This is a genomic window from Azospirillum himalayense (genome assembly GCF_042657465.1).
GTDB classification, from domain to species: Bacteria; Pseudomonadota; Alphaproteobacteria; order Azospirillales; family Azospirillaceae; genus Azospirillum; species Azospirillum himalayense.
This window is the reverse complement of record NZ_JBHSLC010000111.1, coordinates 196,711-222,145: the sequence shown is the minus strand read 5'-3', so window position 1 is coordinate 222,145 and position 25,435 is coordinate 196,711. Positions and strand designations below refer to the sequence as shown.

Sequence of the window (25,435 nt, the reverse complement as noted above, 5' to 3'; positions counted from 1 at the left end):
AGGAGAATAGGAGGCTGTTGGGGATCGGTGTGTCCCAACGCAAGATTGTAGATCGGGAGGTCGGAATGCCCATGCTGCGAACCGCGGCCCTTGCCGCTGTGTCCATCCTCGCGCTCGCCGCCTGTTCGAGCGAGCCGGGCCTCGTGCCACCGATGGGCAGCTCCGGCGCTTCCGCATCCCAGATGGGAAGCACCGGGTCGGGCGCCTCCTCGACGCTGACGGTGGCGGACCAGTCCTTTCTGACCCAGGCGGCCTACGGCGGCTTCGGCGAGGTGGCGATGGGCACGCTGGCCCAGCGGCAGGCGTCCAGCGCCACCGTACGCGACCTCGGCCGGCGCATCGCCGCCGACCACACCCAAGCCAATCAGGAACTCGCCCGGCTGGCCCAGGCCAAGGGCGTCACGCCGCCCACCGCCCCGGACCCCGGCCGGCAGGCGGTCGCCGACGCGTTGGCCTCGCTTCAGGGCACCGCGTTCGACCGGCAGTATCTGCAACAGCAGATCGCCGAGCACGAGGTGTCGATCGCCCTGTTCAACGCGCAGGCTCAGGGCGGGACCGACCCGGACGTCCGGGGCTTCGCCGCCAAATGGTTGCCCGGTCTGCAAATGCACGCGCGCGAGCTGCGCGCGCTCGGCAGCCCGCTGGCGCAGTTGCCGTAGCGGCGGGCTTCTGGGGCCAAGCCTCAGGCGACCGCTGGAAGCGGGTGCAGGCCCGCGGTTAGGCGTTGAACGTCCGAGGCGAAGCGGTCGGCGACGTCCGGCGTCAGCTCGAACCGGACATGCAGATCCTGCTCCTTGCCTCCCAGCACCGCGAAGGGGATGGTGACGGTGCAGCCGGGAATGGTCAGAACGCCACGGCTGCCGACCTTCGAGCGGTCCAGACCGCGGATGGTGGCGCCACCTTCCGACAGGTTGGTGAGCTGCCCCGACAGCGCCCCCACCGCCCCGGCGATGGTGCAGGGCAGATTGACCTCGAACCGTGGGGCGCGACGGCGGTCAACCTCGGGCGTGGCGGTACGGACGGCACGGACCAGCATCTGGCGGAGATGGTCGATGCTCCCCGCCACGTCGGAGGCCACCCGGCGCACCTCGTCGGCGCGGCTGCCGGTTATCGCGGCTTCCTCCGACACGTGGGCGATGCGGGACGACACCTCCTGGGCGGCGGCGGCGGTCTGGCCGACGTTGCGGGAAATTTCGCTGGTCGCCGCCCCCTGCTCGTCCATGGCGCTGGCGATGCTGCTGGCGACGCCGTCGATCTCGGTGATGGTGCGCCCGATGTCCTGCACCGCATCGACGGCTCCGGCGGTCATGCTCTGCAGATCGGTGATCTGGCGGGAAATCTCCTCCGCCGACTTGGACGTCTGGGTGGCGAGGTTCTTCACCTCCTGGGCCACCACGGCGAAGCCCTTGCCGGCCTCGCCCGCGCGCGCCGCCTCGATGGTCGCGTTCAGCGCCAGCAGGTTGGTCTGGCTGGCGATGTCCTGGATGAAGGTGGCGACTTCCCCGATGTGGCCGATGGCCTCGGACAGAGAGAGCACCACATCCTCGGTCCGGCGGCCGCTTTCCACGGCGCGGCGGGAAATCTGGCTGGCGAAGGTGACCTGACCGGTGATCTCGGCGATGGAGGCGGTGAGCTGGTCGGTGGCCGCAGCCACGGCCTGGGCGTTGCCCAGCGCCTGTTCCGCCGCGGCCGCCACGCTCTGCGAGTTGGCGGAGACGGTTTCGGCCGAGCTGGCCATCGCCTGGGCGTTGCTGTCCATCGAGACGGACCGTTCGGCGACGCGGTCCACGGCGGTGCGGGTCTCCTGCTCCACGGTGCGGGCCATGGACTCCAGGGCGGCGATCTTGGCGGCCTCGGCCTCGCGGCGCTCGCGCTCCTGAGCCTCGCGCAGGCGCTGGTTGTCGATCCCTTTCTGGCGGAAGATTTCGACGGTCTTAGCCATGGCGCCGATCTCGTCCTGGCGGTGCAGGCCGGGCACCGTCACGTCGTAATGCTCGTCGGCCAGTTGGAACATCGTGCCGCGGATCTGGTCCAGCGTGCTGAACTGGCGCCGGACCACCAGCAGCATCACCAGAGCCATGCCGACGGTGATGGCCGCCGCCACCTGGATGATGTTGGGCACCACCTCCTCCAGCACGCGCAAGGCGATGCTCTTCTTAAGGCCGACGAACAGGACGCCGATGACCTCGCCGTTCTGATCAATGATCGGGTCATAGGCGGTGAAATAGGCCTCGCCCAGAATGTCGGCCTCGCCACGGAAGGGCTCCTTCCCGTCGATGACGGCGCTGTAGACGGGGCCGCGGGCCAGCTTCGTCCCGACGGCCCGGTTGCCGTCCGGGTTGTGGATGTTCGTCGCCACCCGGGTGTCGCCGCGGAAGATGGTGGCCACGCCGCCGGTCACGCTGCGGACGGTGTCGACGATGTCGTTCGCGCCGTCCAGCTTGAAATCGTCAATGTACAGCGCGCCGTCCTTGATCCTGTATTCGGACCCTTTCTGGTCGAGCAGCATCCGGAAGTTGGTGATGGCCTGCTCCCTCCGCTCCGCCGCGTCCTTGCTGATGCTGGCGGTGACCTTGGCGATCGTCGCGAAGGTCAGGGCGCCGGACAGGGCAATCAGGCCGAGCGTGCACAGAATGGTCAGCTTTGTCGCAAGGCTGAACGTGCGGAGGGGATTCATCGGCCGAGAACTCCTTGAAAAATCGTCGGGTCGTCCCGGAGAGACCGGGAAGGCGGCGCATTGGTAACCTTTGCCGCGCATTTGTAACAAATAGTTTTGCCAATTTTCGGACGCACCGGAAACTTGCAATGTGAAGGTGTCGTTGCGGCACCGGTTGACCATATGGAGGAAAGTGATTGTATTATCAGGCTTATTCACTGCGATCCTGTTCGACAGCCTACAAATTAAACCTTCTGTTAATCATGAAGTGGGACAGCATGTCGCATGCGAATTCCTTTTAAGGATACCTTCGCTGTAGCGGAAATGTTATCGATTGACGCTCCTTCATTACAGAATACAAACATTCGCCATGCCGGAATCCCTTCGCGCCCTGGATGTCACCAAGACCGCCTATTTCGATCTGGGACCGGAGGCGGTCGGCAGCCTGCAGCAGGCGTTGCCGATCATCTCCAGGGCCCTTCCAGGGATTCTGGACCGCTTCTACGCCCGCACGCTGTCGCAGCCCGAGCTGGCCGCCCTGTTCGCCAACCCGACGCAGGTCGAAGGGGCCAAGCGCGCCCAGATCGCGCATTGGACCCGGCTGTTCGAAGGCCGCTTCGACGACAGCTACAAGGAGTCCGTGCGCGCGGTCGGCATCGCCCATCACCGCATCGGGCTGAGCCCGAGCTGGTACGTCGGCGGTTACGCCTTCATCCTCGGTGAGATCATGGCCGCCCTGGCGCAGAGCATGGGCGGAACCTTGCTGACCGGCGGCCGGCTCGGCTCCATCGTGACCATGCAGCGCGCCGTGGTGTCGGCGGTGCTGATGGATCTGGACGCTGCCCTGTCCGTCTACTGGGACCGCCTGATCGACGAGCGGCTCCAGGCGGTGGACGCGATGGTCGACTCCATCGACCACGAGGCCAACGACGTGGTGGACAGCGTCGCCAGCTACACCGCGGACCTCCGCCGCACGGTCGGCGACCTGGACAGCGTCTGTGCGTCCGTCAAGGACAGCATCGCCGACACCTCCGCCGATACGGCGGAGGCGCTGGACGCCGCCCAGACCGTCGCCGCCGGTGCGGAACAGCTTCAGGCCGCGGTCGGCGAGATCTCGGTGCAGGTCGGCGGCGCGTCCCGGATCGCCGGCGAGGCGGTGGAGAAGAGCGGCGAGGCCCGCCAGATCATGGCGCAGCTCAGCACCGCGGCGCAGGAGATCGGCGGCATCCTGAACCTCATCCGCGCCATTGCCGGGCAGACCAACCTGCTGGCCCTGAACGCGACCATCGAGGCCGCAAGGGCCGGGGAGGCCGGCAAGGGCTTCGCCGTGGTCGCCACGGAGGTGAAGAATCTCGCCGGGCAGTCGGCCCAAGCGGCGGACGAGATCGCCGCCAAGGTCGGCGCCATCCAGGCGGTGGCGGAGCAGGCCATCACCGGCATGGACGGGGTGGCCACCACCATCACCACCATGCAGGAAATCAATTCCTCGATCGCCGCGGCCGTGGAGGAGCAGTCCTCCGCCTCGCGCGAGATCGCCCGCAACATCGGCGAGGTCGCCGGCATCTTCCGCGATATCACCACCCGGATGACCGAGGTCGGCGGCGAGACCCAGCGCGCCACGACCGTGGCCTACACGGTCGGCGAAAGCGCCGACCGCATGCAGGAGGCGCTGGACACCCTGCCGTCCCTGCTGGCTCGGGCCATCCGCACCTCCTCCGATCTGGCGAACCGGCGCCACACGCGCCGCCGTCCGGTTCTGCTCGACGGCAGCGTGGACCAGACGCCGGCGCTGGTCCGTGACATCTCGGAATGCGGCTGCTACGCCGAGACGAAGGGGGCCGCGCCCACCGGCGGGCAGGTCACCGTGTCGCTTCCCGGCTACAAGCTGTCGCTGCGCGGCTCGGTGGTGGCGCGGCACGACAACCGGCTGCACATCCGCTTCGACGAGCGGAAGATCGGCCGCGAGGAGGTGGACCGCATGAGCCGCGACGGGGTGGGCGAACTGGTCCGGCTGGCCAAGCAGGACCATCTCGCCTTCGTGGACAAGATCATGGAGGCGGTTGGCGGCCAGTGCACGCTTCTGCCGGCGGACCTGTCCACCCATCACTCCTGCCGCCTCGGCCGCTGGTACGACAGCGTGAACGATCCCCGGACGATGCGCCTGTCCACCTACAAGGGCATGGCGACGCCGCACCGCACCGTCCATGAGTCGGGCCGCGAGGCGCTGCTCGCCCTCCAGGCCGGCAACCGCCTGGAGGCCGAACGCCACGCCGCCGAGATGAAGCGGGCCTCGGCGGAGGTGGTCCGCCTGCTCGACGAGATGGAGCGCGATTTCGCCCGGACCCTCGCCGAGGCCGCCGACTAGCCGATTCCTTTGGGATCGGCGGTTCGCCGGGCGTCAGCGCCCGGCGGCGTCCGGAGGGGCTTCCGGCGCGCTGTTCTCCGGCGGCGGCTCGTCCAGGGTGGACAGGCGGGCGGCGAGCCCGTCCGGCTCCTTGGCGGCGGGCTCGTGAGGGGCCGCGGTGCTGGCCGCCGTACCCGACGCTGGCGTTCCCGACGCTGACGTTCCCGACTTGGCGTCGTCGCCGGTGTTCAGGATGACCGGCAGTCCGTCGCGTCCGCCGATGATGATGGTCTTGGCGTTGGAAGAGGTGGCGAAGGCCCGCGTCGCCTCGATGCCGCGCAGGCGCAGATACTCCGGCGTGATGTTGCGGGCGACGATGTCCTGGAAGTCGCGCACGCCTTCCGCCTCGATCCGCTTGCGGTCGCGCTCCTTGGCCTCGCGGGCGATGCGGAAGTCGTATTCCTCCATGATCTGCTGCTGCTCGATCTTGCGGTCGATGGCTTGGCGGACCAGCGGCGGGAAGCTGACCCCGGCCACCAGCACATCCTCCACCCGGATCATCAAGGCGCCGTAATCGTCGGCGATCGCGCCCGGAGGCAGCTTCAGCGCCTGCAGATCGGTCGGCGGCGCCGGGAACTGACGGCGTGCCTCGGTCAGCAGGAAGCCTTGGATGTCCGCCCGGTTGATCGAGTAGAAATTCTCCGGATTGTGCTTCGACACGAATTCGTAGACGAGGCTGGCGATCTCCGGATGCACCAGCTTTTCCGCGTAATCGTCCCCGGCCAGCTTGTGAAGCAGGCCGGCGGCGGGAGGGTTGACGCGGTAGCGCAACGCCACGGTCACCGTCATCGACATGCCGTTGGCCGCCACCGCCTCGTAGGTGCGGGTGTCGGTGCGCAGGCGCACGTCGTACATCGTCACCCGGTCCCACGGGAAGATCAGGTGGGTGCCCTCGCTGTAGACCCGGTCGGTGACCGTGCCGCCGAAGAAGCGCAGCCACAGCACCCCGACATGGCCGGACGGCACCTCGACGAAGACGGCGGGGGCAATGGCGAGGAAACCGAGGATGAGGGTGAGCGTCAGGGCGTAGATCGACACGCTGCGCCGTTTCAGCCAGAGGCCGGCGCGCTGCCCCAGGGGGGCGCGGGCGAGGCCGTCCCCGGCGGACTGGTCCAGCGTGGTCATCGCGGTCTCGTCGTCAGCATCTTCTCACGTTCCCGCGTGCTGGGGCGGCCCACCGCCTGGATCACAAAGTTCACCGGCGGAGTCAGGAAGAGGGCCAGCAGGAAATGGCCGATGAAGCCGATCGTGGTGTTGCGGCCCATGACGGCGCACACCAGACAGGCGAGGAGATAGAGCATGACGAGAACGAGGGGCATGCGCGTCCGGCCTTGGAATGGGAGCAGGGCGGAAGGGTGACGGCGGACGGAGGGGGCGGGGATGCGCGGAGGCGTCCCCGCCCGTCCTCCCGGTCCGTGGCGGCGTCCGGGTGCCGCGGTCAGGCCGCGGCCGGGGCCGCCTCCGGCGTCGCACCCTTGCGGCGGCGGGCCTCCTCGAACTTCTCGCGGAAATAGGTCTTCACCTTTTCCGGCTGGAAGGTCAGGAAGGTGCCACCCGAGGCGAAGTGCTGCTGGAAGACCTTGCCCAGCGCGTAGGTGAAGGCGCTGTTGAAGGCTGGCTGGGTGGCCAGCCGCGTCACCGTGCCGATCACCGGCACCGAGCGCAGGGCCATGTTGAACGCCATGGAGCCGAGCAGGCCGCCGGCCAGGGCGGTCGGGGCGACCGTGGCGAACAGCGTGCCGACCGCGGAGCGGCCGATGTCGCCGCGGAAGTCGACGCCGTGCAGTTCCGAGAGCTCCTTGAGCAGGCGGAGCTGGACAACGGCGAGCGCCGCGGTGTCCACGAAGTTCAGCGGGATGACGCCCGCCGCGGCGGACAGCAGCACATGCTTGCGGATGATCTCCGCCGCCTGCGCCTCGGTGGAGACCGGAGCGGCCGGAGTGGCTTCCGGAGCGGCTTCGGAGGTGCTGGCGGTGGTGGTTTCAGGGGCGGCCGTCACGGCCTCCGGAGCCGGGGTGGGGGCCGAGGCGGCGGCCGTTTCCGGCTTGGCCTTGCCGCCCGGGGTTTCTTTCTCACTGACCATGCTGTGGTGCTCCAAAAAGGGACGTTGTCGAGAGAAAATCAGCAATGAACGCCGCGCACCGGATGGCCCGTGGCGACTGTCGGCCCCGGAGGCCGGACAAACGCGTTTGGCCCCCCGTCTCCCCAGAGGGGAGAGGGCTAGGGAAGACCAAATGCGATGACCCTGACCCCACAGGGACGGCCCGCTCCGAAAACGCCGCCGGTGGTGGCCGGCGGCACCGTCATATGGGCTAATGAATGCGGTTGTCTTCGTCAAAGGATTTGCCATCAAAAAGAATCCAAACGCTTAATGGGTGTTTCAGAAATCCTCCTCCGTCAGATACCGGACAATCGGCGCGCGCTGCCCGTGCAGGAAAAAATGGCCGCCGGGAAGCGTGCGCAATGTGAAGCCCGCCCCGGCCAGCCGTTCCCACCCGGCGACCTCCTCCACCGTGGCCTCGGTGTCCTCCGCCCCGGCGAAGGCCAGGATCGGCACCGGAAGCGGCTGTGGATCAGGTTCCAGGAAGGCGTCGGACATGGCGAAGTCGGCCCGCAGCATGGGCAGCATCAGCTCCATCAGGTCGTCGCAAGCCAGCACCTCGGGCGGGGTGCCGCCCAGCGCGGCGAGGCGGCTGCGGAAGGCCGTGTCGTCCAGCCCGTGAACGGGTTGTCGCCGCGACGGGAGGTGGGGCGCCCGGCGCCCCGACACGGCCAGCAGGGCGGGCGGACGCCCCCGCGCCACCAGAGCACGGGCGGTGGCGTAGGCCAGCGCCGCGCCCAGCGAATGGCCGAACAGGATCAACGGGCGGTTCCCCAGCGGTTCCAGCGCGGCCAGCAGGGCGGGCACGGAGTCCTCGACCCGATGCAGCGGCGGCTCGCCGATGCGGTTCTCCCGTCCGGGCAGCCGCACCGCCAGCAGGTCCGTGCCCGGTCCGACCTCCGACGCCCAATCCCGGAAGACGGCGGCGCCGGCCCCGGCGTAGGGGAAGCAGAGCAGGGAGCGGAGCGGCACCGAAACCGCCCGGAAGCCTTGCAGCCAGGGGGAGGGAGGCGGGGCCATCACGCCGGCTCCAGTGCGAACAGGGGATGGTGGCCGTGACCTTCCTCGATGCGGCCCTCGTTCATGTGATAGACGCGGTCGGCGAGGCCGAACCAGCGCTCGTCGTGGGTCACGCAGATGACGATCTTGCCCAACGCCTTCAGCTCGGGCAGCAACTCCTCGTAGAAGACGCGGCGGAAATGCGGGTCCTGGTCGGCGGCCCATTCGTCCAGCACGATCACCGGCTTGTCCTCAAGCTGGGCGACGACGAGGGCGAGGCGCTTGCGCTGGCCGGTGGACAGGGCGACGGTGCTGAAGCCGCCGTTGGCGACCGTCACCTTGTCCTGCATCTCCAGCCGCTCCAGCAGGAGGCGGACGCTCGCCGGGTCGGGGTCGGCGACGCCGTAGAGGCGGCGCGACAGGTGATAGTCGGAGAAGATGGCCGAGATCATGTCGCGGTAGCTCTGCATCCGCTCCGCCGGCACCGGCTCCCCGTCGGCGAGCAGCTGGCCGCCGCTCAACGGCATCAGCCCGGTCAGCAGGCGCAGCATGGTCGACTTGCCGGAGCCGTTGCCGCCGGTGACGAAGGTGATCTCCCCCGCCCGGAACTCCGCCGAGAGCGGCCCGACCGCGAAGACCGGCGTGCCCTCGCCGTCGTGATAGGAGAAGGTGGCGTCCTTCAGCGCGACGCTGGTGGGCGGGCCGGGCAGCCGCTCCGCCCCCTCGTCCGGGGCGCTGCCGGCGGCGGCGCGCAGCCGATCCTCCATCGCCTCGATGTTGGACAGGGCCATCTCGGTCTGGGCGACCAACGGGGTGACGAAGGAGACGGTGCTGACCGGCCCGACGATGAACAGCGCCGCCGTGGTCGCCGCCACCACCACCGCGTGATAGCCGGTGGTGAACAGCGGCACGACGAAGACCATCATGCCGATCAACGTGTAGAACATCGCCTCAACCAGCGCGAAGTTGCGGCCCCATTGCGCCTTCATGTCCACGTTCACCGCCCGTGCCCGGGACGAGGCGTCGGCGAGGTCGCGGATCAGCCCGTCGCCGCGGCGGCGGTTCATCCGCACCTCCTTGAAGCCGCGCAGCAGGTCGGTCAGCCCGTCGAAGACGCGCGTCTCCGCCGCTGCCGCCTCCACCATGCTGCGGCGCAGGCGCTGCACCCGCGCGACTTTCACGGCCACGGCGATCCCGGCGAAGGCGAAGGCCATCACGCAGGCCAGCGGCGACAGCCAGGCCAGATAGACCGCCAGGAAGACCAGCATCACCGCCTGCTGCCCGCCGATCGCCAGAAGCGGCAGGGTCTGGGCCAGCGTCTGGGTGTCCTGGGTCAGCACGCCGTGCAGCGACGCCCGCCCGATGCGGTCCACGGTCACGAGGTCGGCGCGGCGCACCAGATCGAACAGGCGCAGGCGGATCTTGTGGATCAGCCGCTCGGCGTCCTGGGACGCGGTGACCAGCGCGTAATTGTGGGTCACTCCGAACAGCGTCACCGTGACCGCGTACATCACCAGAAGCCGCGGGCTGATGATGCCCTTGGCGGCGTCCTTGGCGGCGGCGTCGACCAGCCACAGCAGCGCCGCGGTCGCGATCGCGGACAGGACGTTCATCAAAGCGAGCGTGCGCAGATTCTCCGGAAGCTCGCGCAGGACGATGGCGGCCAGCCTCATGCCACGCCCTCCGCCAGGTGGGCGAGTTCGGTCAGGCGGCCCTCCTCCATGTGCAGGCGGCGGTCGGCGACGTCGAAATAATGGTCGTCATGGGTCACCGCCACGATGGTCAGGCCGCGCCGCTTCAGCTCCGGCACCACTTCCCGGTAGAACTTGAAGCGGAAATGAGGGTCCTGGTCGGCGGCCCATTCGTCGAGAATCAGGATCGGCGCCTTCTCCAGGATGGCGGCGACGAGGCCAAGCCGCTTGCGCTGCCCGGCGGACAGGTCGCGCCGCCCGAAGCGGTCGCCCTCCAGAGCGGTGACCCGCTCCATCTCCATCCAGCGCATCAGCTCGGCGGCCTCCACAGGGTTGAGGGCGTCCTGGCCGTAGAGCCGGGCAAACAGGTGGAAGTCGGCGAAGACGGTCGCCATCAGCTCGCGGTAGGCGGCGATGCGCTGCGGCCCGACCGGCACCCCGTCCACCGTGATCCGCCCGCGCAGCGGGTGGTAGAGGCCGGTCAGCAGCTTGATGAAGGTCGATTTGCCCGACCCGTTGCCGCCGGTGATGAAGATCACCTCGCCGCGCCGGATGGTCAGGTCGAAGGGGCCGACCGCGAAGGGTGGCTCGCCCGGCGGGGCGGGGAAGGCGAACTCCACCCCCTCCATCGTCACTTCGGCAAAGTTGACGGGCACCGGCAGGGCGGGGCCGTCGCTTCCGGCCTCCGCCAACTCCGAAAGCTGGCCTTCCAGGGCCATCATGCGTCCGGCGGCGGCCTCCGCGGCGCTCATCACCGCCAGCGACTGCATCAGCCCGAAGACCGGGGCCGACATGAAGAAGATGGCGGCGGTGATCTTCACCAACTCCGCCGAGATGGCGCTGGAGTAGGATGGCACGACGAAGACGACCACGCCCAGCATTAGGTTGAAGGCGCATTCGCCGAACACGAACTGCTGCCAGGTGTGCAGATGCACCGCGCCGCGCGCCGTCGTGGTGCGGCCGGACACGGAGGCGAAGGCGGCGTTCAGGTCGCGGCTGCGGGCGCTGTTCAGCCGCTGTTCCTTGAAACCGTCGAACAGGTCCGACACGCCTTCGAACAGGGCGGCCTCCTCCGCCATCATGGCGCGCTGCCGCTCCTCCAGCGCGCGGCCCAGCCGGATGTAGAACCATGTCCCGGCGCCGAGCAGCCCACCAATCAGCAGGAAGGCGACCGGCGAGATGGTGGCGATGTAGAGCAGGATCGTCCCGGTCAGCAGGACCGAGCGCACCGTCAGCGCCAGGAACTGCGAATTCTGCGAGATGAGCTGGCTGCTCTGCGTCACGCTTTCGAACAGCGGGGTCTGGCCGAAGCGCTCCAGCTTCCACAGGTCGGCGCGGCGGATCTGGTCGAGCAGCCGCATGCGCAGCGTGTCCACCACCTCCTCCGCGTCCGCCGACAGGTGGGCGACCATGCGGCCTTCCAGGAGCATGTAGAGGAGGACGCTGACGACGAAGGCGGCGGCCAACGGCACGTTGACGAAGTCGGCCTTTTCCGCGGCGATCTCCTCCGCGCCGCGGTTGACCAGCGCGAGCACCAGCGTGGAGAAAAGGGCCGACCCCAGGGCGTAGAGAACCAGCCGGCGCAGCGGCGCCGGTCCCAGCCGTCCCAGCAGGCGAAGGAGGTTCATCGAGCGGAATCCTGCCGCGTGGAATTCTGCGGGGCGCCATCGTCGATGCGGATGCGCAGCGCGTGGCGCTCCGGGTCGGCGAAGGCGCCGCGCCCGTGGAGTGCCTCGTGGTTGTTCATCGCCAGCAGGCTATCCGACTCCATGAAGGTCTCCAGCCGCCGGGCCGGGTTGTGCAACTCAGCCTGGAGGATGGCGAGCGCGCGGCGGACCTCCGGCGTGTCGTGCTCCGGACGGGCGGCGAGGCCACGGAGCAGCGTGTCGGTGCGGAAGCGGATGAGTGGACGCTCCCCGAAGACGGTGGCGAAGGTCACCTCCACCGCGTCCCGCGATCCGGTGCGGGTGAAGGTGGCGGGAATGCGGAAGGGCAGCGCCGTTCGTGACAGCAGGTCCAGCGCCCAGCGCCCCTCGTCGCTGCCGGCCAGAGCCTCGCGGACGCAGCGGGCGTCACGCAGGCTGGAGCGGCCGCCGCCGCAGGCCGCCGCTTGGGCAAAATAGAGCAGCATGTAGCGTTCGGGGGCTGGGAAATACTGGGTGTCGGTGTGGAAGTCGGCCTCGTCGGCGTGCTCCGAGAAGGTGGAGGCGGCGCCGCTGCGCACCAGCTCGGGGCGGAGCTTGATGTCCCACACCACCTTGCGGTCGATCCGGTCGGTTGCGGTCGGCGCGCCGATGCCGACGGCCAGCGCGTAAAGCAGGCGGCGCCGGGTGTCGAGAACGTGACCGCCGAGATGGGCGCGGCGGATCAGCACGCCGCTGTGGCTGGTCTCCAGCCGGACGCGGATCGCCGTGGCCAGGGCGGACAGGCCGGGCGCGGCCTCCGCCAGCTCGTTGCGCAGCTCTGCCTCCCGCCCGTCCGGGACGAGGGCGTCGGCGTCGATTTCCGTCCCGTGGCGGGCGGCCAGGACGGCCAGCACGCGCGCCGTCTCGGCGTCGGGCAGCGGCTCCACGGTGAACTCCCCGGTGCGGAAGCCGAGATCCTGGACATGGGTGAGCATGATGGCTCCGAAGGCGTTCATCGGGAGAACAGGTCAGCGGCGGCGCGCAGCATGTCGGCCTGCCCGGCGCGGGGAACCGGCGGCCAGCCGAAGCCCATGCGGCCGAGCAGTGCTTGCGTGCGTTCGGAGGTCAACTCCTGCCGCCGGCCGCGCGCCTGGGGGGAGCGCCCGCTGTAGAGACCGAAGCCTTCCAGCGTCTGGGCCAGAGCGCCGTCCATGTCGGGTTCGCCGATGGCGCGCTCCAGCCGGTCGAGCAGCGCGTCGAAGCCGACCGCCCGCACCGCACCCGCCATGCCCGCCGCCGAGGTCACGAAATCGGCCAGCGTGTCGCGGCGGTGGTTCTCCACATGGTGCGTCTCGTTGGCGAGGCCGGCGGCGCCGGCCAGCAGAGCCACCGCGCGGGCGACGAGATCGACGTGGCACAGCCAGACGTGCGAATCGTCGGGAACCACCCCCAGCCGCACGAAGGCGGCGAGTTGCCGGAAGAAGGCGTTGTCCCGCAGGTTCAATTGCAGCGGCCCGCCCTCCGCCGCGAAGACGACGTTGCCGACGCGGTGGATGCTGGCGTTGCGCAGATCGCCGCGCGCCGCCGTGACCAGCCGCTCCGCCTCCTGCTTGCTGCGGACGTAGTAGTTCTCGTCGAGGGCGTCCGGCACCGCGTCGTACTCGGTGACCAGTCTGAAGCCGTCCTCCGGCGCCTTGCCGGTGACCGACAGGGTGGAGATCAGGTGGAAGTCCGCCGGGTCGCCGCGCCGCGCGGCAGCGAGGTCGAGAAGCCGGCGCGTCGCCTCCACGTTGTCGGCGTGGAACTCCGCGTAATGGCCGAAATGGTTGACGTTGGCCGCGCAGTGGAAGACCGCCCGCACCCCCTCCGCCAGCGCGCCGTGGGTGGCGGGGGTGAGGCCCAGCCCGTCGCGGCGCAGGTCGCCGGCCCGGACGGTCAGGCGCGGATCGGCGATCAGAGCGGCACCCTTCTCCGACCCGAAATAGCCAGCCAGCACGCGGCCCAGCCGGGCTTGGGCGGCCCCGTCGTCGTTCCCGCGGATCAGCGCGGTCACCCGCCGTGTCGGGTCGGACAGCAGTTCCCGCAGCAGATAGGCGCCGAGATAGCCGGTGGCGCCGGTCAGCAGCACCTCGCCATAGTCGCGCCGCTCCGTCCCGTCGAAGGCATCGTAGGACGCGTTCCGCGCCTCGTAGGCTTGCTGCTGCTCGGCCAGCGCCCGGTCGCGGGCGGCGTCGAAGTCGGGCAGGGCCGCCTGATAGTCCCGCCAGTGTGCGCGGACGGCGGCGATGACGCGGTGCAGATGGTCTGGCTGGGGCCGCAGGCGCAGCGCGAAGTCCGCCAGCACCGGCGCTTCGTAGAGGTCGTTGATCTTGCAGGCAAACTCGCGGCGCAAGCGGTTGACCACGGCGATCGCCCGCAGGCTGTCGCCGCCCAGCTCGAAGAAGCCGGCCTCCCTCCCCGGAACGGGCCGCTGAAGCTGCTCGGCCCACAGCTCGGCCACCCGCTGCTCCACCGCGTTGCGCGGCGGGGTGTAGGCGCCGGAAGCCGTGCCTTCGGAGGGCGCGTGGTCGGCCAGCGCTTGCAGCAGGGCCTTGCGGTCCACCTTGCCGGCTACGGTCACCGGGATCGCGGGCATCCGGATCACCGCCGCCGGCACCATGTAGGCGGGCAGCGCCGCCGCCGTGTGGGCGGCCCAGGCGGCCTGCGTCGGCTCGGCGGCGTTGGGGGCGAGGCTGACGAAGGCCCACAGCGTCTGGGCGCCGCCCGGCGGCGTGTCCACCAGGGCCACCGCCTGCTGCACGCCGGGGTGGGATTCCAGCCGATGCTCGATCTCGCCCAGCTCCACGCGCTGGCCGCGCAGCTTCACCTGGCTGTCCGACCGGCCGAGGACCAGCAGTTCGCCATTCGGCAGCCAGCGGCCGAGGTCGCCGGTGCGGTAGCGGCGGCCCTTTGGCGTTTCCACGAAGGCGTCGGCGGTCAGGTCGGGCCGGTTCAGGTAACCGATGGCCAGCCCCATGCCGCTCAGCCAGACATGGCCGATGGCGCCGGGGGGCACCGGTTCCCCGTCCTCGTCCAGGATGTGGACGGCGGTGTTGGGCAGCGGACGCCCCGCGCTCATCCACGGCGAGTCCGGGGACAGGATGCCGATGCTGGCGGCGGCGGTGTTCTCGGTCGGGCCGTAGCCGTTGATGTAGCGCAGCCGGGCCGCGTAGTGCAGGGCGTCGGCGGCGTTGGGCGGCTCGCCCACCGTCATCAGGATGCGCAGGGTCGGCAGGTCCGCCTGCTCGAACAGCCGCAGGTAGGAGGGCGGCAGGGTGGCGGAGGTGACGCCCAGCCGCTCCATCTTGGCGCGCAGCCCGGCGGTGTCGTCCATCTCGGCGCGGCGGATCGGAACCAGCGCGCCCCCGGTCGCCCAGGTCATCACGCAATCGGAGATCCAGGCGTCGAAGGAGGGAGAGGAGCTGAGGAGCGTCCGCTCGTCCGGCTGGACGCCCATCATCCGCGCCATCGACAGGCCGAGGTTCAGCAACCCGCCATGATGCAGCACGACCCCCTTCGGCACCCCGGTGGACCCCGAGGTGTGGATGATGTAGGCGGGATCGCCGGGATGGCTGCGTTCTCCGGCCTCCGGCTCATGGGCGTGGGCGGTGCGGAAGTCCTTGGTCAGGGATTCCGGGCGGATGACCGCGTATCCCGCCTGTGCCAGCGCGTCGGGCAGGGTGTGGCCGTCCAGCGCCACGACGATACGGATTGCGGCGTCGCGGGCGATGAAGGCCAGCCGGTCCGCCGGCAGGTCGCGGGTCAGCGGCAGATAGGTGGCGCCAGCCTTCCAGATCGCCAGCACCGCTTCGGGCAGGGCGGGCGAGCGCTCCGTCAGAACGCCGACCGCGTCGCCGGTCCGCACGCCCTGCGCCAGCAGCGCGTGGGCCAACGCGTTGGCGCGGGCGTTCATCGCGGCGTAGCTGACCGCGCCGTTATCGGTGATGAGGGCTGGGCGATCCGGCTGCGAGCGCGCCAGAGCGGCGAACTGGTGGTGGAAGCAGGGAACCGGGTGCGGCATCGCCGGGCCGCGCTCCCACACGGTGAGCAGCGTTTCCTCGTCCGGCAGCAGGGCGGGCAGCGGTTCGCCCGGTGCCCGCTGCGGATCGGCCAACCGCCGCGCCCAGCCGGCCAGCGCTGCCGCCCAGGCTTGCGCGGTTTCCCGTTCGTAGAGGGCGGCGTTGGCGTAGAGCTGGAGAACCAGCCCGCCGTCCGCCTGCCCTTCATGCACCAGGACGAGGTCCTGGGCGGGGGCGCTGCGGCGCAGCTCGTAGCGGATATCGTCGCCGTCGAGGGTGTCGATGGCCGCGAAGCGGAGCCCGTCGCAGGGCGGGGCGGCCATGGCCGGATTTTCCGTCACCGCCAGATCGAACAGCGGGTAGCGGGCCGGATGATGCGCCTGAGGCTGGCTGCGGCGGAACTCCTGGTGGATGCGGGCGAAGGGTTGGCGGCCATGACGCAAGGCATCCGCCAGACGGCTTTGCGTGGCCTTGATCGCCTGTTCCAGCGGCTCGCTCCGGTCCCCTTGGAAGAGCACCGGCAGCATGTTGATGCAATAGCCGACGACGCCCGCCTCCTCCGCCGTGTCGCGGGTGGAGGCGGCGGTGCCCATCAGGAACGCCGCCCGGCCGGTGCGGCGGCGCACCTCGTGCGCCATCAGGGTCATCATCAGGGCGTGCAGGCTGGCACCGTTGCGCCGGGCGAAGGCGCGCAACGCCTCCGCCACGTCGGGGGTGAGGCGGACGCTGTGGCAATGGCTTCCCTGGGCCGTTTCTGCGCTGCGCACCGGCGGACGGGGTTTGTCGAGCGGCCATTCCTCGAAAGCGGCGGGGTCGATTCCGGCGAGCAGGCGCTGCCAATGCTCCGCGTCCGCCCGGGCGGCCTCACCGGCCAGATAGGCCTCCTCCCGTGCGGCGGAGCGGCCGAATCCGGGCGCGCGGCCAGACATGGGCACCCTGCGCAGCAGTGCTGCGAAGTCGTCGGCCAGCAGGCCGAGCGACAGGCCGTCACCAATGGAATGGTGCAGGGTCAGCCAGAACAGGTCCCCGCTGCCGTCGGCCACCCGGACCAGCCCGGCCCGCCACAGCGGCGGAGCGGCCATGGCGAAGGGCGCCGTCTGGCGCTCCCGGATGAGGTCGAGCGCGGCGTCGCGGTCGGGGGCCGTGCCAATCTCCAGAGCGTCAGTCACGGGATGGACGACGCGGCGGAGCGGGCCACCTTCATCCTCGTGGAAGCCGGTGCGCAACGCCTCGTGCCGCTCGGCAAGGGTGAACCAGGCTGCTTGCCAGCGGTCGTCGGCAGGGGTGTCGCCTTCCACCGCCAGTGTCAGGGGGATGTTGAAGCCGCGGGTATCCAGCCCGGCCTGCTCGGCCACCCAGAACTCCCGCTGGCCTTCGGTCGCGCGGTCGGATTCGGCATCGGATGGGAATTCCGCGGGAGCGGCGGCGGCGAGGCGGGCGGCGAAGCCGCGCAGGGTCGGTTCGGTGAACAGGTCGCGGGCGGAGACGGCGTATCCTAGCTCCGTTTCCAGCGCGTGGGCGACGGCGATGGCGAGCAGGCTGTGGCCGCCGAGCGCAAAGAAATTGTCGTCGCGCCAAACCGGGCCGCGGCCCAGCCGCTCCACCCAGACGCGGGCGACGGTTTCCTCAAGCCGGCCCTGCGGCGCCATCTGTGCGCCCTGCGGGGCGTGACCGGCGACAAGCCCTTGCAGGGCCGCGCGGTCCACCTTTCCGGACGCCGTGACAGGCACCGTCTCCACCGCAATCACCCCGGCCGGGATCATCACCGCGGGCAGCCGGTCGGCCAGCCAGCCGCGCCAGGAGTCCTCGGCTGGCGCCGGCTTGCCGTGGATGGGGCGGATGAAGGCCCACAGACTCTGCGCCGCGCCGGCCTTGCCCTGCACCAGGGCCACCGCCTGAGCGATGTCCGGGTGGCCGCCCAGCGCCTGTTCGATCTCGCCGAGTTCGATGCGGATGCCGTTCAACTTCACCTGATCGTCGATGCGGCCCAGCACCTCCAACTCGCCGTCGGCGCGCCAGCGCCCGAGGTCGCCGGAGCGGTAGAGCCGCCCGCGTTCCGTCCCGACGAAGGCCGCCGCCTCTTGCTCCGGACGGTTCAGGTAGCCGCGGGCGAGGTTGGCGCCGCCGAGCCAGATCTCCCCGATCGCTCCCGGCGGCACCGGGCGGCCCGCCACGTCGCGGATGTGGACCGAGGTGTTGGGAAGCGGACGCCCGACGGGCAGGAAGCCCCGGTCCTCCGCGCTCAGCAGCCCCATGGCGCTGGTGATGGTGTTCTCGGTCGGGCCGTAGGCGTTGAAGTAGCGCAGCCGCCCGGCATAGGCTCGGACGTCGACCGCCAAGGGTGACTCGCCGCCAGTCACCAGGATGCGCAGTGACGGCAGCTCCGCCCCGTCGAACAGGCGCAGGTAGGTCGGGGTGAGGTCGGCGACGGTCACCCGCTGCTCGGCCAGGAAGGCGATCAGGCGGGCCGGCGCGCTCAGCACCTCGTAGGAAACGGCGCAGAGCGCCGCCCCGGCGGCCAGCGGCACGCCGATGTCTGACAGCGACACGTCGAAGGAGGGGGAGGCGAACATCAGCGTCCGGTCCTCGGCGGTCAGGCCGAAGGTTTCCACGGCGCCCAAGACCATGTTCACGTAGGCGCCGTGGCTGATCGGCGTGCCCTTGGGGCGACCGGTGGAGCCGGAGGTGTAGAGGATGTAGGCGGTGTCCTCCGGTCCGGTCGCGGCTTGCGGACGGTGGGCGTGCGCCGTGCGGAAATCGGCGGAGAGATCCTCCGGACGCAGAACGGGCAGGGCGGACAGCGCCTCGGGCACCGCCGCCCCGTCCAGCGCCAGCAGCAGGGCCGCCCCGGCGTCCCCGGCGATGAAGGCCAGCCGTTCCGCCGGCAGGTCGGCGGCGAGCGGCAGATACACCGCGCCGGCCTTCCACACGCCCAGAAGCGCGGCGGGCAGGTTGGGGGAGCGGCCGGTCAGCACGCCGACCACGGTGCCGCGCTCCGCCCCGCGCTCCCGCAGGGCGTGGGCGATGGCGTTGGCCTCCGCCTCCACGGCGCGGTAGGTCAGAACGCGGTCGGCGGTGATGACCGCCGGGCGTCCGCCCTGGCCGGTGCCGGGACGGTCAACCAACCGCTCGAACAGCGCGTGGAAGGGCAGCGCCGGGCGCTCCACCGCCGGACCATGCTCCCACGCCGCGAGGGTCGTCTCCTCCTCCGGCAGCAGGGCGGGCGGGGTCAGTTCGGCGCGGGTGGCGTCGCCAGCCAGCCAGCGCGCCCAGCCGGTCAGCGCATCGAACCAGCGCTCCGCGGTGTCCTTGGCGTAGAGCGCGGCGTTGACGTGCCATTGCAGCAGCAGCCCGCCGTCCGCCAGCCCTTCATGGATCAGCACCATGTCCTGGCCCGGCGAATGGCCGGTGCGTTCATAGGCTGGCCCTTCGCCATCGGGGCGGACGAGGCGCAGCGGCCCGGCGACGGGGCCGGCTTGCGGGTTCTCCGTCACCGCGATGTCGAACAGCGGGTAGCGCGCCGGGTCGCGGTGTTGCGGACGATCCGCCCAGAGACCGTGGCAGATCCGCGCGAAGGGCAGACGGGCATGCTGGAGCGCTTCGGCCAGTGCGGCCTGGGTGGCGCGCAGTTCCGCTCCGAAGGGGGTGCCGGCGGCGGCCTGGACGATTAGCGGCAGCATGTTCACGCCGTAGCCGACGACCCGTGAGTCCTCGGCGGTTTCCCGGATGTCGCCGGTGGTGCCGATGGCGAAGGCGCCGCGCCCGGTGCGCCGCCGCACCTCGCGCGCCAGCAGGGTCAGCAGGACGGCGTGCAGGCTGGCTTCGTGCCGGCGGGCGACGGTCTTCAGCCCGGCGGCGGTGGCCGGGTCCAGCCGCAACTCGAAACGGTGGCTGCCCGGAGCGGCCCCGGCGGCGCGCGGCGTGTCGAGCGGCCAGTCCTCGAAGATCTCGGCGGGCAGGGCGGACAGCCGGTTCCGCCAATGGGCCTCGTCCGCGGCGCGGTCCGGGCCATCCAGATAGCAACGCTCGCGGGCGGCCATGGCGGTGTAGCGGGCGGGAGAGGGCGGCAGGCGCTCACCCGCCAGCAACACGGTCAGCTCCTCCAGCAGGATGCCGACCGAGCGCCCGTCGCCGATGGAATGATGCATCGCCATCCAGAACAGCGGCGCGCCGCCGTCCGCCGGCGTCACCAGCCCGGCCCGCCACAGCGGAGCCGCGGTCATGGCAAAGGGCTCCCCCTGGCGTGTGCGGATGTGGGCCAGCGTCGTGGCGCGGTCGGGTTGTGCGGACAGCTCCAAAGTGACGCCGACGGTGGGGGCGACGCAGCGGCGCAGACGCCCTTCCGCATCTTCCGCGAAGGTCGTACGCAGCGCCTCGTGCCGCCGCGCGAGCGCCGTCCAGGCGTCCGACCAGCGGGCCGGGTCCGGCAATTCACCCTCTACGGCGCGGATCACCGGAATGATGAAGGGCCGCGTGTCCAGCCCCGCCGCCTCGGCCACCCAGAACTCCCGCTCCCCTTCGGTGGCGAGGTCGGAGCCGTCCGCTTCGGTTGGTGGCGCTTCCGCGTCGCGCAGTTCCGCCACCTTGCGGGCGAAGCCGGCCAGGGTCGGGGCGGCGAACAGGGCGCGCGCCGGGACGGTTACCCCCAGCTCCTGTGACAGCCGGTGTGCGATGGTCACCGCCAGCAGGCTGTTGCCGCCGAGCGCGAAGAAGTTGTCGTTGCGCGCAACCTCCTCTCCCAGCAGGTCACCCCACAGGGCGGCGATGCGGCGTTCGGGCCCCTCCAAGGGCGTCTGCCCTTCCGTCGTGGCGGCGTGGCCATGGGCGTGGGCGAGGCGGAGCAGGGCGTCGCGGTCGATCTTGCCCGCGAGCGTCAGGGGTATGCTGTCCACCGCCGTCACGCTGGCCGGCACCATGAAGGCGGGCAGGCGGTCGGTGAGGAAGGCGCGCCAGGACTCCTCGTCGGGAAGGGTGGCGCCGCCCTTTGCGCGGACGAAGGCGCGCAGGGCCTTGGTGCCCTCCGCCGCGGCGTCCACCAGCACGACGGCCTGCGCGGCGGCGGGGTGGGCCAGCAGGTCCTGCTCGATCTCGGCAAGCTCGACGCGCTGGCCGTGCAGCTTCACCTGATGGTCGATGCGGCCGCAGAGGATCAGTTGACCGTCCGTGGTCCAGCGCCCCAGATCGCCGGTGCGGTAGAAGCGGCCATCCGCCGTCCCGATGAAGGCTCGGGCGGTCAGCTCCGGGTTGTTGAGATAGCCGCGGGCGAGACCCACCCCGCCCAGCCACAGCTCCCCTGGCAAGCCGGGTGGTACCGGCGTGCCGTCCGGGCGCCGCAGCGTGACGCGGGTGTTGGGCAGCGGGCGCCCGGCGGGCACCGGCCCGCCGCATCCACTGTCGGGCAGGATTCGCCCCATGGACGCGACGATGCTCGCCTCGGTGGGGCCGTAGGCGTTCCAGAAGGCCAGATCGGCCGCGTGGTGGCGGGCATCGTCGGCGTTCGGCGCCTCTCCGCCGGTCAGCAGGACACGCAGGCCGCGGAACGGCTTTTCCTGGCTGACCCGCAGGTAGGAGGGGGCGTGGAAGGCCACGGTGACGCCCAACTCCGCGTAGGCGTCCTTCAGTGCCCAGGGGTCGTCGCGCAGGTGCGGCGGCACCGGCACCAGCGCCATGCCGTGCAGCAGCGCCAGCCCGAGTTCCCACAGCGAGGCGTCGAACCCCGGCGTCGCGGCCAGCGCCATGCGGTCGTCCGCCCGCAGGCCGACCGTCTCACCGGTCGCCAGCGCGGCGTTGATGAAGCCATCGTGCCGGACCGCGACGCCCTTCGGATGCCCGGTCGTGCCGGAGGTGTAGATGATGTAGGCGAGGTCGTCCGGCCTTCCGGCAATCATTGTCCGTTCGGCGGAGCCTTGGAGAGCTTCCGGGCGGATCAGCGTGGGCACGGCCTCGGCCAGGGCGGGCGGAACGGGCTGGCCGTCCAGCGCGATCAGCAGCCGGACGCCGGCGTCGCGGACCATGTAGGCCATCCGTTCCGGCGGCAGGTCCTGGGCCAGCGGCAGATAGACCGCCCCAGCCTTCCAGACGCCGAGCACCGCCGCGGGCAGATCCGGCACGCAGCCGGTCAGCACAGCCACCGGCTCCTCCCGTGTCGCGCCACAGCTGAGCAAGGCGGCGGCGATGCGGTCGGCGTCCCGGTTCAGTTCGCTGTAGGTCCGTGCGCCGGTGCTGGTGACCACGGCGGGGTGCGCCGGCCGGGCGGCGGCGATTTCCTCGAACAGCTCATGGGCGCGCAGGGCCGGGCGGGGGCGCTCCTCGCCCTGTTCCCAACGGTCGAGAAGGGCCGACTCGTCCGGCAGCAGCGCGGGCAACGGCGATTCCAGCCGCGCCGGGTCGGCGGCCAGCCAGCGCGCCCAGGCGGCAATGCCGGACAGCCAGGAGCGCGCGGTGGCCTCCGTGTAGACGTCCAAATTCCACAGCAGCGCCAGTTCCAGCCCTTCGCCATCCTCCGCCGTCACCGGTTCGTGGCTGAAGGCGAGGTCGAGGCCGGCGGCGGGGTGGGCGAGTGAGCCGGGCAGGCGGCGCGGGGCGAACGACAGGCCGCCGGCCGGATCGCTGCTGGTCCGCGGCGGGTTGGCGGTCAGCGCCACCGAGAAGAGGTTGGTGCGGGCGGGGGGCAGCGCGTCGGGCCGGCGCTGGCGGAACTCCCGCTGGAACAGGTTGGCGGGCAGGCCGGCGTGGCCGACCGCCTCGGTCAGAGCGTCCTGGGCGGCACGGACCTGCCCGGCCAGCGGTGCCACGACGCCGGGCAGGACGACCGGAACGAGATTGACGAAATGCCCAACGGCGTCTTCCGCTCCCGCCGGGCGCAGCGAAACGCCGGTGCCCAGGATCAGGGCCGCCCGCCCGGCGCGCCGTCGCGCCTCCGCCGCCAGGATCGCCAGCAGCAGGCCGTGCAAACCGACGCCCTGCGCCTTCGCGATGGCGGCGAGAGCCGCAGTGGTCGCGGCGTCCAGCCGCTCCGCCAGCGGCCGGGCGGAGCGTCCGCCGGGCGTGACGGGGCGGGGCTGGTCGAGCGGCAATTCCTCGAACGCCTCCGGAGGCAGGGCGTCCAGCTTGGCATTCCAGAAGGCGCGGTCCTGATCCGCCCGGTCGGAGCGGAGGTGGCGCGCTTCGTCCTGCGCCGCCAGCGCAATGCCGTGCGGCGCCGGCGGCAGGGGGTGGCCCAGCAGCAGGGCCAGGACATCCTCCTGCACCGTGCGGGCGGACTGGCCGTCCACCACGGCGTGATGAAGCACGAACCAGAACAGCGTCTCGTTGCCGGATTCGATAAGCATCAGGCCGGCGCGGGCCAGCGGCGCCTTGGTCAGAGCGAAGGGCGTCTCGGCATAGCCGGCGATCAGCTCCCGCGCTTCCTCCGGGAGGTGGCAGCGGTCGACCGAGAAGCCGGCGGCGGGCGGCAGAGCGTCGGTGGGGACCGTGCGCCAGCGCACCCGTCCTTCGGCGTCGGCGTGGAAGGCGGTGCGCAGGGCGGGATGACGCTCCAGCAGGGCGGCCCAGGCGGCATGCCAGCGCTCCATGTCCGGAACCGGGCCGCGCACCGACAGGACGCGCACGACGTGCGACCCGGCGGCGGCGAGGCCGAGCTTGGCGGCGATCCAGAAATCCTCCTGCCCAGCGGTGGCGGGGCCTTCGCCCAGGTCCGGCGGGGCGGTGTCCTCGCCCTTCGGTTCCGCGATGCGGCGGGCCAACGTCTCCACCGTCTGCGAGGCCAGGATCACCGGCACCGCCACCGGATGGCCGAGCGCGTGGAGGCGCTGTCCCACCGCGATGGCGAGCAGGCTGGTGCCGCCGATGGCGAAGAACGGGTCGTCCCGCATCACCGGGCGGGTGTCCAGCACCTCCTCCCACACCGTGGCAATGGCCCGCTCCAGATCGCCTTGCGGTGGCGTTCCGCCCGTGCCGCGCGCGGCGGTCAATGCCTCGTCGGCGAGCGCCAGCAGGGCGCGGCGGTCGGTCTTGCCGGCGGAGCTGATCGGCATCCGGGCCACGGCCTTCACTTGCGCCGGCACCATATAGGCGGGCAGGCTGCGGCCGAGGAAGGCGCGCCAGTCTTCCGACTGCGCCGCCTGCGGATCGGCGCTCTCGACAATGGCGGTCAGGCGGCCCTGGTGCTGAAGAGCGGCGGCGCGGCTGACCAGCGGGTGGCGCAGCAGCGTCCGCTCGATCTCGCCCAGCGACACCGACTGCCCGGACACCTTCACCATGTCGTCGGCGCGGCCCAGCGTCTCCAGGTCGCCGTCTTCGTTCCAGCGACCCAGATCGTGCGTGCGGTAGGCACGCCCGAAGCGCGTCTCGACGAAGTTCTCCGCCGACAGTTCGGGCTGGTTCAGGTAGCCGCGCGAAACGCCCCGCCCGATGACGTGGATCTCCCCGACCGCGCCGTCGGGCACCTCGTTGCCGTGGCGGTCGAGCAGATGGACGGCGTTGTTGGTGAAGGGCCGCCCGCTGGGCAGCGGGCCGTCGCCGTCCGGATTCACCTTGTGCATGCAGATGGTGCCGCAGACCTCGGTGGCGCCATGCATGTTCCAATAGTCAAGGTGGCGGGCGTAATGCCGCGCGTCGTCGGGGTTGGGCCGTTCCCCGGCCGTCAGGATCATCCGCAGCCCCGCCGGAACCGCCCTGCGCAGAAGCCGCAGGTAGGAGGGGGTGAACAGGGCGATGGTCACGCCCAGCCGAGCCATGTGGTCCAGCAGTCGCGCCGGATCGTCGATCAGCGCGCGCGAGGCCGGGACATAGGCGGCCCCCGAGAGCAGCGGCAGGCACAGCTCCCGGAAACCCAGGATGAAGCCGGGGGAGGTGGACAGCAGCACCCGGTCACCCGGCCCGACGCCCTGCGCTTCCGTGTGGCCGAGCGCCAGATTCACGCAGGCGTCGTGCTGGATCAGCACGCCCTTCGGCTGGCCGGTGGACCCGGAGGTGAAGAGGATGACCGCCAGCCCGTTCGCCGGACCGGGGCGGTTCGGGCGCTCCGCGGACTTGGCAAGGCTGTCTCCGTCCAGGGACTCCGGGCGCAGGACGGCCTGCGGTCGTTCCGTGTTGCCATTGACGGACAGGGTATCGGCCAGCGCGTCCGGTATGGGCAGCCCGTCGAGGGCGATCAGCAACCGCATCCCTGCTTGACGCGCCATGTTCGCCAGCCGCTCCGGCGGCAGGTCGGCGACCATCGGCACATAGACGCCGCCCGCCTTGAGAATGCCGAGGAACGCTTGCGGCAGATCGCCCGATCGCTCCGCCAGAACGCCGACCGGCTCCTCCCTGTCCAGCCCCAGCGCCAGCAGCGCGTGGGCCAGCGCGTTGGCCGCCGCGTCCAGCCCGGCATAGTCGAGGATGCCAGCCTCGGTCACCACCGCCGGGGCGGTGGAGTGCCGCTCCGCAAGCCGTTCGAATCCCTCGTGCAGACGAAGATCAGGCCAGATTTTGGCCGGTCCGAAACTGTTGGGCAGATGAAGGCGGTCGTTGGGGCGGTGCGGTGTGATGTCGGGCATCGAAGTCCCCACAAATCCTTCGGCGTTGCAATGATCCGACGGGAAAATTCGCGGCGAATTTTTACAGAAACGTCATGTGCGTCCCAAAAAGGGATTAGATCGCAGACAATACGTCCATAAGAAGGATTGTCAACGAATGATACAACTCAAAGGAATTTTAACGAAAGAGAAAGCCGCATTACGGATATGGAATGGTGTAGGCATACAAACGTGTGGTTACTCCGTTCCGACGAGCGCCGTGTCGGCCCCGCTTGGGATGAAGCGGTTGTGGCGGAGCATCAAAGGTTGCGGAACCGGTCGGCAAGAACGGAATCCGCTCCCGATCTGTTGAAGGAACGAGCGTTCACATCACAGGAGGA

Annotated in this window: 11 protein-coding genes; 2 read left to right on the top strand and 9 right to left on the bottom strand. The window is 70.6% G+C overall.

What is annotated here, in order from left to right; all coding sequences use genetic code 11:
* Positions 1-65 precede the first annotated feature (65 nt).
* Entirely contained in the window at positions 66-659 is a 594-nt protein-coding gene (locus ACFPMG_RS30345; RefSeq protein ID WP_376999219.1) for a DUF4142 domain-containing protein, read from the top strand.
* Between the two features lie 23 nt (positions 660-682).
* Here ACFPMG_RS30345 and ACFPMG_RS30340 read toward each other — a convergent pair whose 3' ends face one another.
* Complete coding sequence (locus tag ACFPMG_RS30340) at positions 683-2,677, bottom strand: methyl-accepting chemotaxis protein (protein ID WP_376999217.1); 1,995 nt, start codon at positions 2,675-2,677, stop codon at positions 683-685.
* Positions 2,678-3,026: 349 nt separating this feature from the next.
* Between ACFPMG_RS30340 and ACFPMG_RS30335 the strand changes: the two genes are divergently transcribed.
* Positions 3,027-5,021: a methyl-accepting chemotaxis protein gene (locus ACFPMG_RS30335; protein ID WP_376999215.1), complete on the top strand. Its 1,995-nt coding sequence runs from the start codon at positions 3,027-3,029 to the stop codon at positions 5,019-5,021.
* Positions 5,022-5,054: 33 nt separating this feature from the next.
* Here the strand turns inward: ACFPMG_RS30335 and ACFPMG_RS30330 are convergent, their stop codons facing one another.
* The 8 genes from ACFPMG_RS30330 to ACFPMG_RS30295 all read right to left on the bottom strand — a co-directional run bounded on the left by ACFPMG_RS30330 (position 5,055) and on the right by ACFPMG_RS30295 (position 25,076).
* Complete coding sequence (locus ACFPMG_RS30330; protein WP_376999213.1) at positions 5,055-6,185, bottom strand: prohibitin family protein; 1,131 nt, start codon at positions 6,183-6,185, stop codon at positions 5,055-5,057.
* Positions 6,182-6,379 (bottom strand): hypothetical protein, encoded by a 198-nt coding sequence (locus ACFPMG_RS30325; protein ID WP_040136327.1) that lies wholly within the window; start codon positions 6,377-6,379, stop codon positions 6,182-6,184. The genes ACFPMG_RS30330 and ACFPMG_RS30325 overlap by 4 nt, the downstream gene beginning before the upstream one ends.
* 119 nt (positions 6,380-6,498) lie before the next feature.
* Complete coding sequence (locus ACFPMG_RS30320; RefSeq protein ID WP_376999211.1) at positions 6,499-7,143, bottom strand: YcjF family protein; 645 nt, start codon at positions 7,141-7,143, stop codon at positions 6,499-6,501.
* Positions 7,144-7,440: 297 nt separating this feature from the next.
* Complete coding sequence (locus tag ACFPMG_RS30315) at positions 7,441-8,181, bottom strand: thioesterase II family protein (RefSeq protein ID WP_376999209.1); 741 nt, start codon at positions 8,179-8,181, stop codon at positions 7,441-7,443.
* A complete protein-coding gene (locus ACFPMG_RS30310) occupies positions 8,181-9,833 on the bottom strand; it encodes a cyclic peptide export ABC transporter (protein ID WP_376999207.1) in 1,653 nt (550 codons plus the stop codon). Before ACFPMG_RS30310 ends, ACFPMG_RS30315 begins: the two co-directional genes overlap by 1 nt.
* Positions 9,830-11,479: an ATP-binding cassette domain-containing protein gene (locus ACFPMG_RS30305; protein ID WP_376999205.1), complete on the bottom strand. Its 1,650-nt coding sequence runs from the start codon at positions 11,477-11,479 to the stop codon at positions 9,830-9,832. Before ACFPMG_RS30305 ends, ACFPMG_RS30310 begins: the two co-directional genes overlap by 4 nt.
* A complete protein-coding gene (locus ACFPMG_RS30300) occupies positions 11,476-12,471 on the bottom strand; it encodes a TauD/TfdA family dioxygenase (protein WP_376999203.1) in 996 nt (331 codons plus the stop codon). The genes ACFPMG_RS30305 and ACFPMG_RS30300 overlap by 4 nt, the downstream gene beginning before the upstream one ends.
* 17 nt (positions 12,472-12,488) lie before the next feature.
* Positions 12,489-25,076 carry an amino acid adenylation domain-containing protein gene (locus tag ACFPMG_RS30295; RefSeq protein WP_376999201.1) on the bottom strand — a complete coding sequence of 4,196 codons (12,588 nt, stop codon included), beginning with the start codon at positions 25,074-25,076 and terminating at the stop codon, positions 12,489-12,491.
* Positions 25,077-25,435: the final 359 nt, after the last annotated feature.

What these genes read in the sequence shown, in the direction of transcription:
- ACFPMG_RS30345 (WP_376999219.1), top strand. Translation starts at nt 66, where the DNA reads ATGCCCATGCTGCGAACCGCGGCCCTTGCCGCTGTGTCCATCCTCGCG.
- ACFPMG_RS30340 (WP_376999217.1), bottom strand. Translation starts at nt 2,677, where the DNA reads ATGAATCCCCTCCGCACGTTCAGCCTTGCGACAAAGCTGACCATTCTG.
- ACFPMG_RS30335 (WP_376999215.1), top strand. Translation starts at nt 3,027, where the DNA reads ATGCCGGAATCCCTTCGCGCCCTGGATGTCACCAAGACCGCCTATTTC.
- ACFPMG_RS30330 (WP_376999213.1), bottom strand. Translation starts at nt 6,185, where the DNA reads ATGACCACGCTGGACCAGTCCGCCGGGGACGGCCTCGCCCGCGCCCCC.
- ACFPMG_RS30325 (WP_040136327.1), bottom strand. Translation starts at nt 6,379, where the DNA reads ATGCCCCTCGTTCTCGTCATGCTCTATCTCCTCGCCTGTCTGGTGTGC.
- ACFPMG_RS30320 (WP_376999211.1), bottom strand. Translation starts at nt 7,143, where the DNA reads ATGGTCAGTGAGAAAGAAACCCCGGGCGGCAAGGCCAAGCCGGAAACG.
- ACFPMG_RS30315 (WP_376999209.1), bottom strand. Translation starts at nt 8,181, where the DNA reads ATGGCCCCGCCTCCCTCCCCCTGGCTGCAAGGCTTCCGGGCGGTTTCG.
- ACFPMG_RS30310 (WP_376999207.1), bottom strand. Translation starts at nt 9,833, where the DNA reads ATGAGGCTGGCCGCCATCGTCCTGCGCGAGCTTCCGGAGAATCTGCGC.
- ACFPMG_RS30305 (WP_376999205.1), bottom strand. Translation starts at nt 11,479, where the DNA reads ATGAACCTCCTTCGCCTGCTGGGACGGCTGGGACCGGCGCCGCTGCGC.
- ACFPMG_RS30300 (WP_376999203.1), bottom strand. Translation starts at nt 12,471, where the DNA reads ATGCTCACCCATGTCCAGGATCTCGGCTTCCGCACCGGGGAGTTCACC.
- ACFPMG_RS30295 (WP_376999201.1), bottom strand. Translation starts at nt 25,076, where the DNA reads ATGCCCGACATCACACCGCACCGCCCCAACGACCGCCTTCATCTGCCC.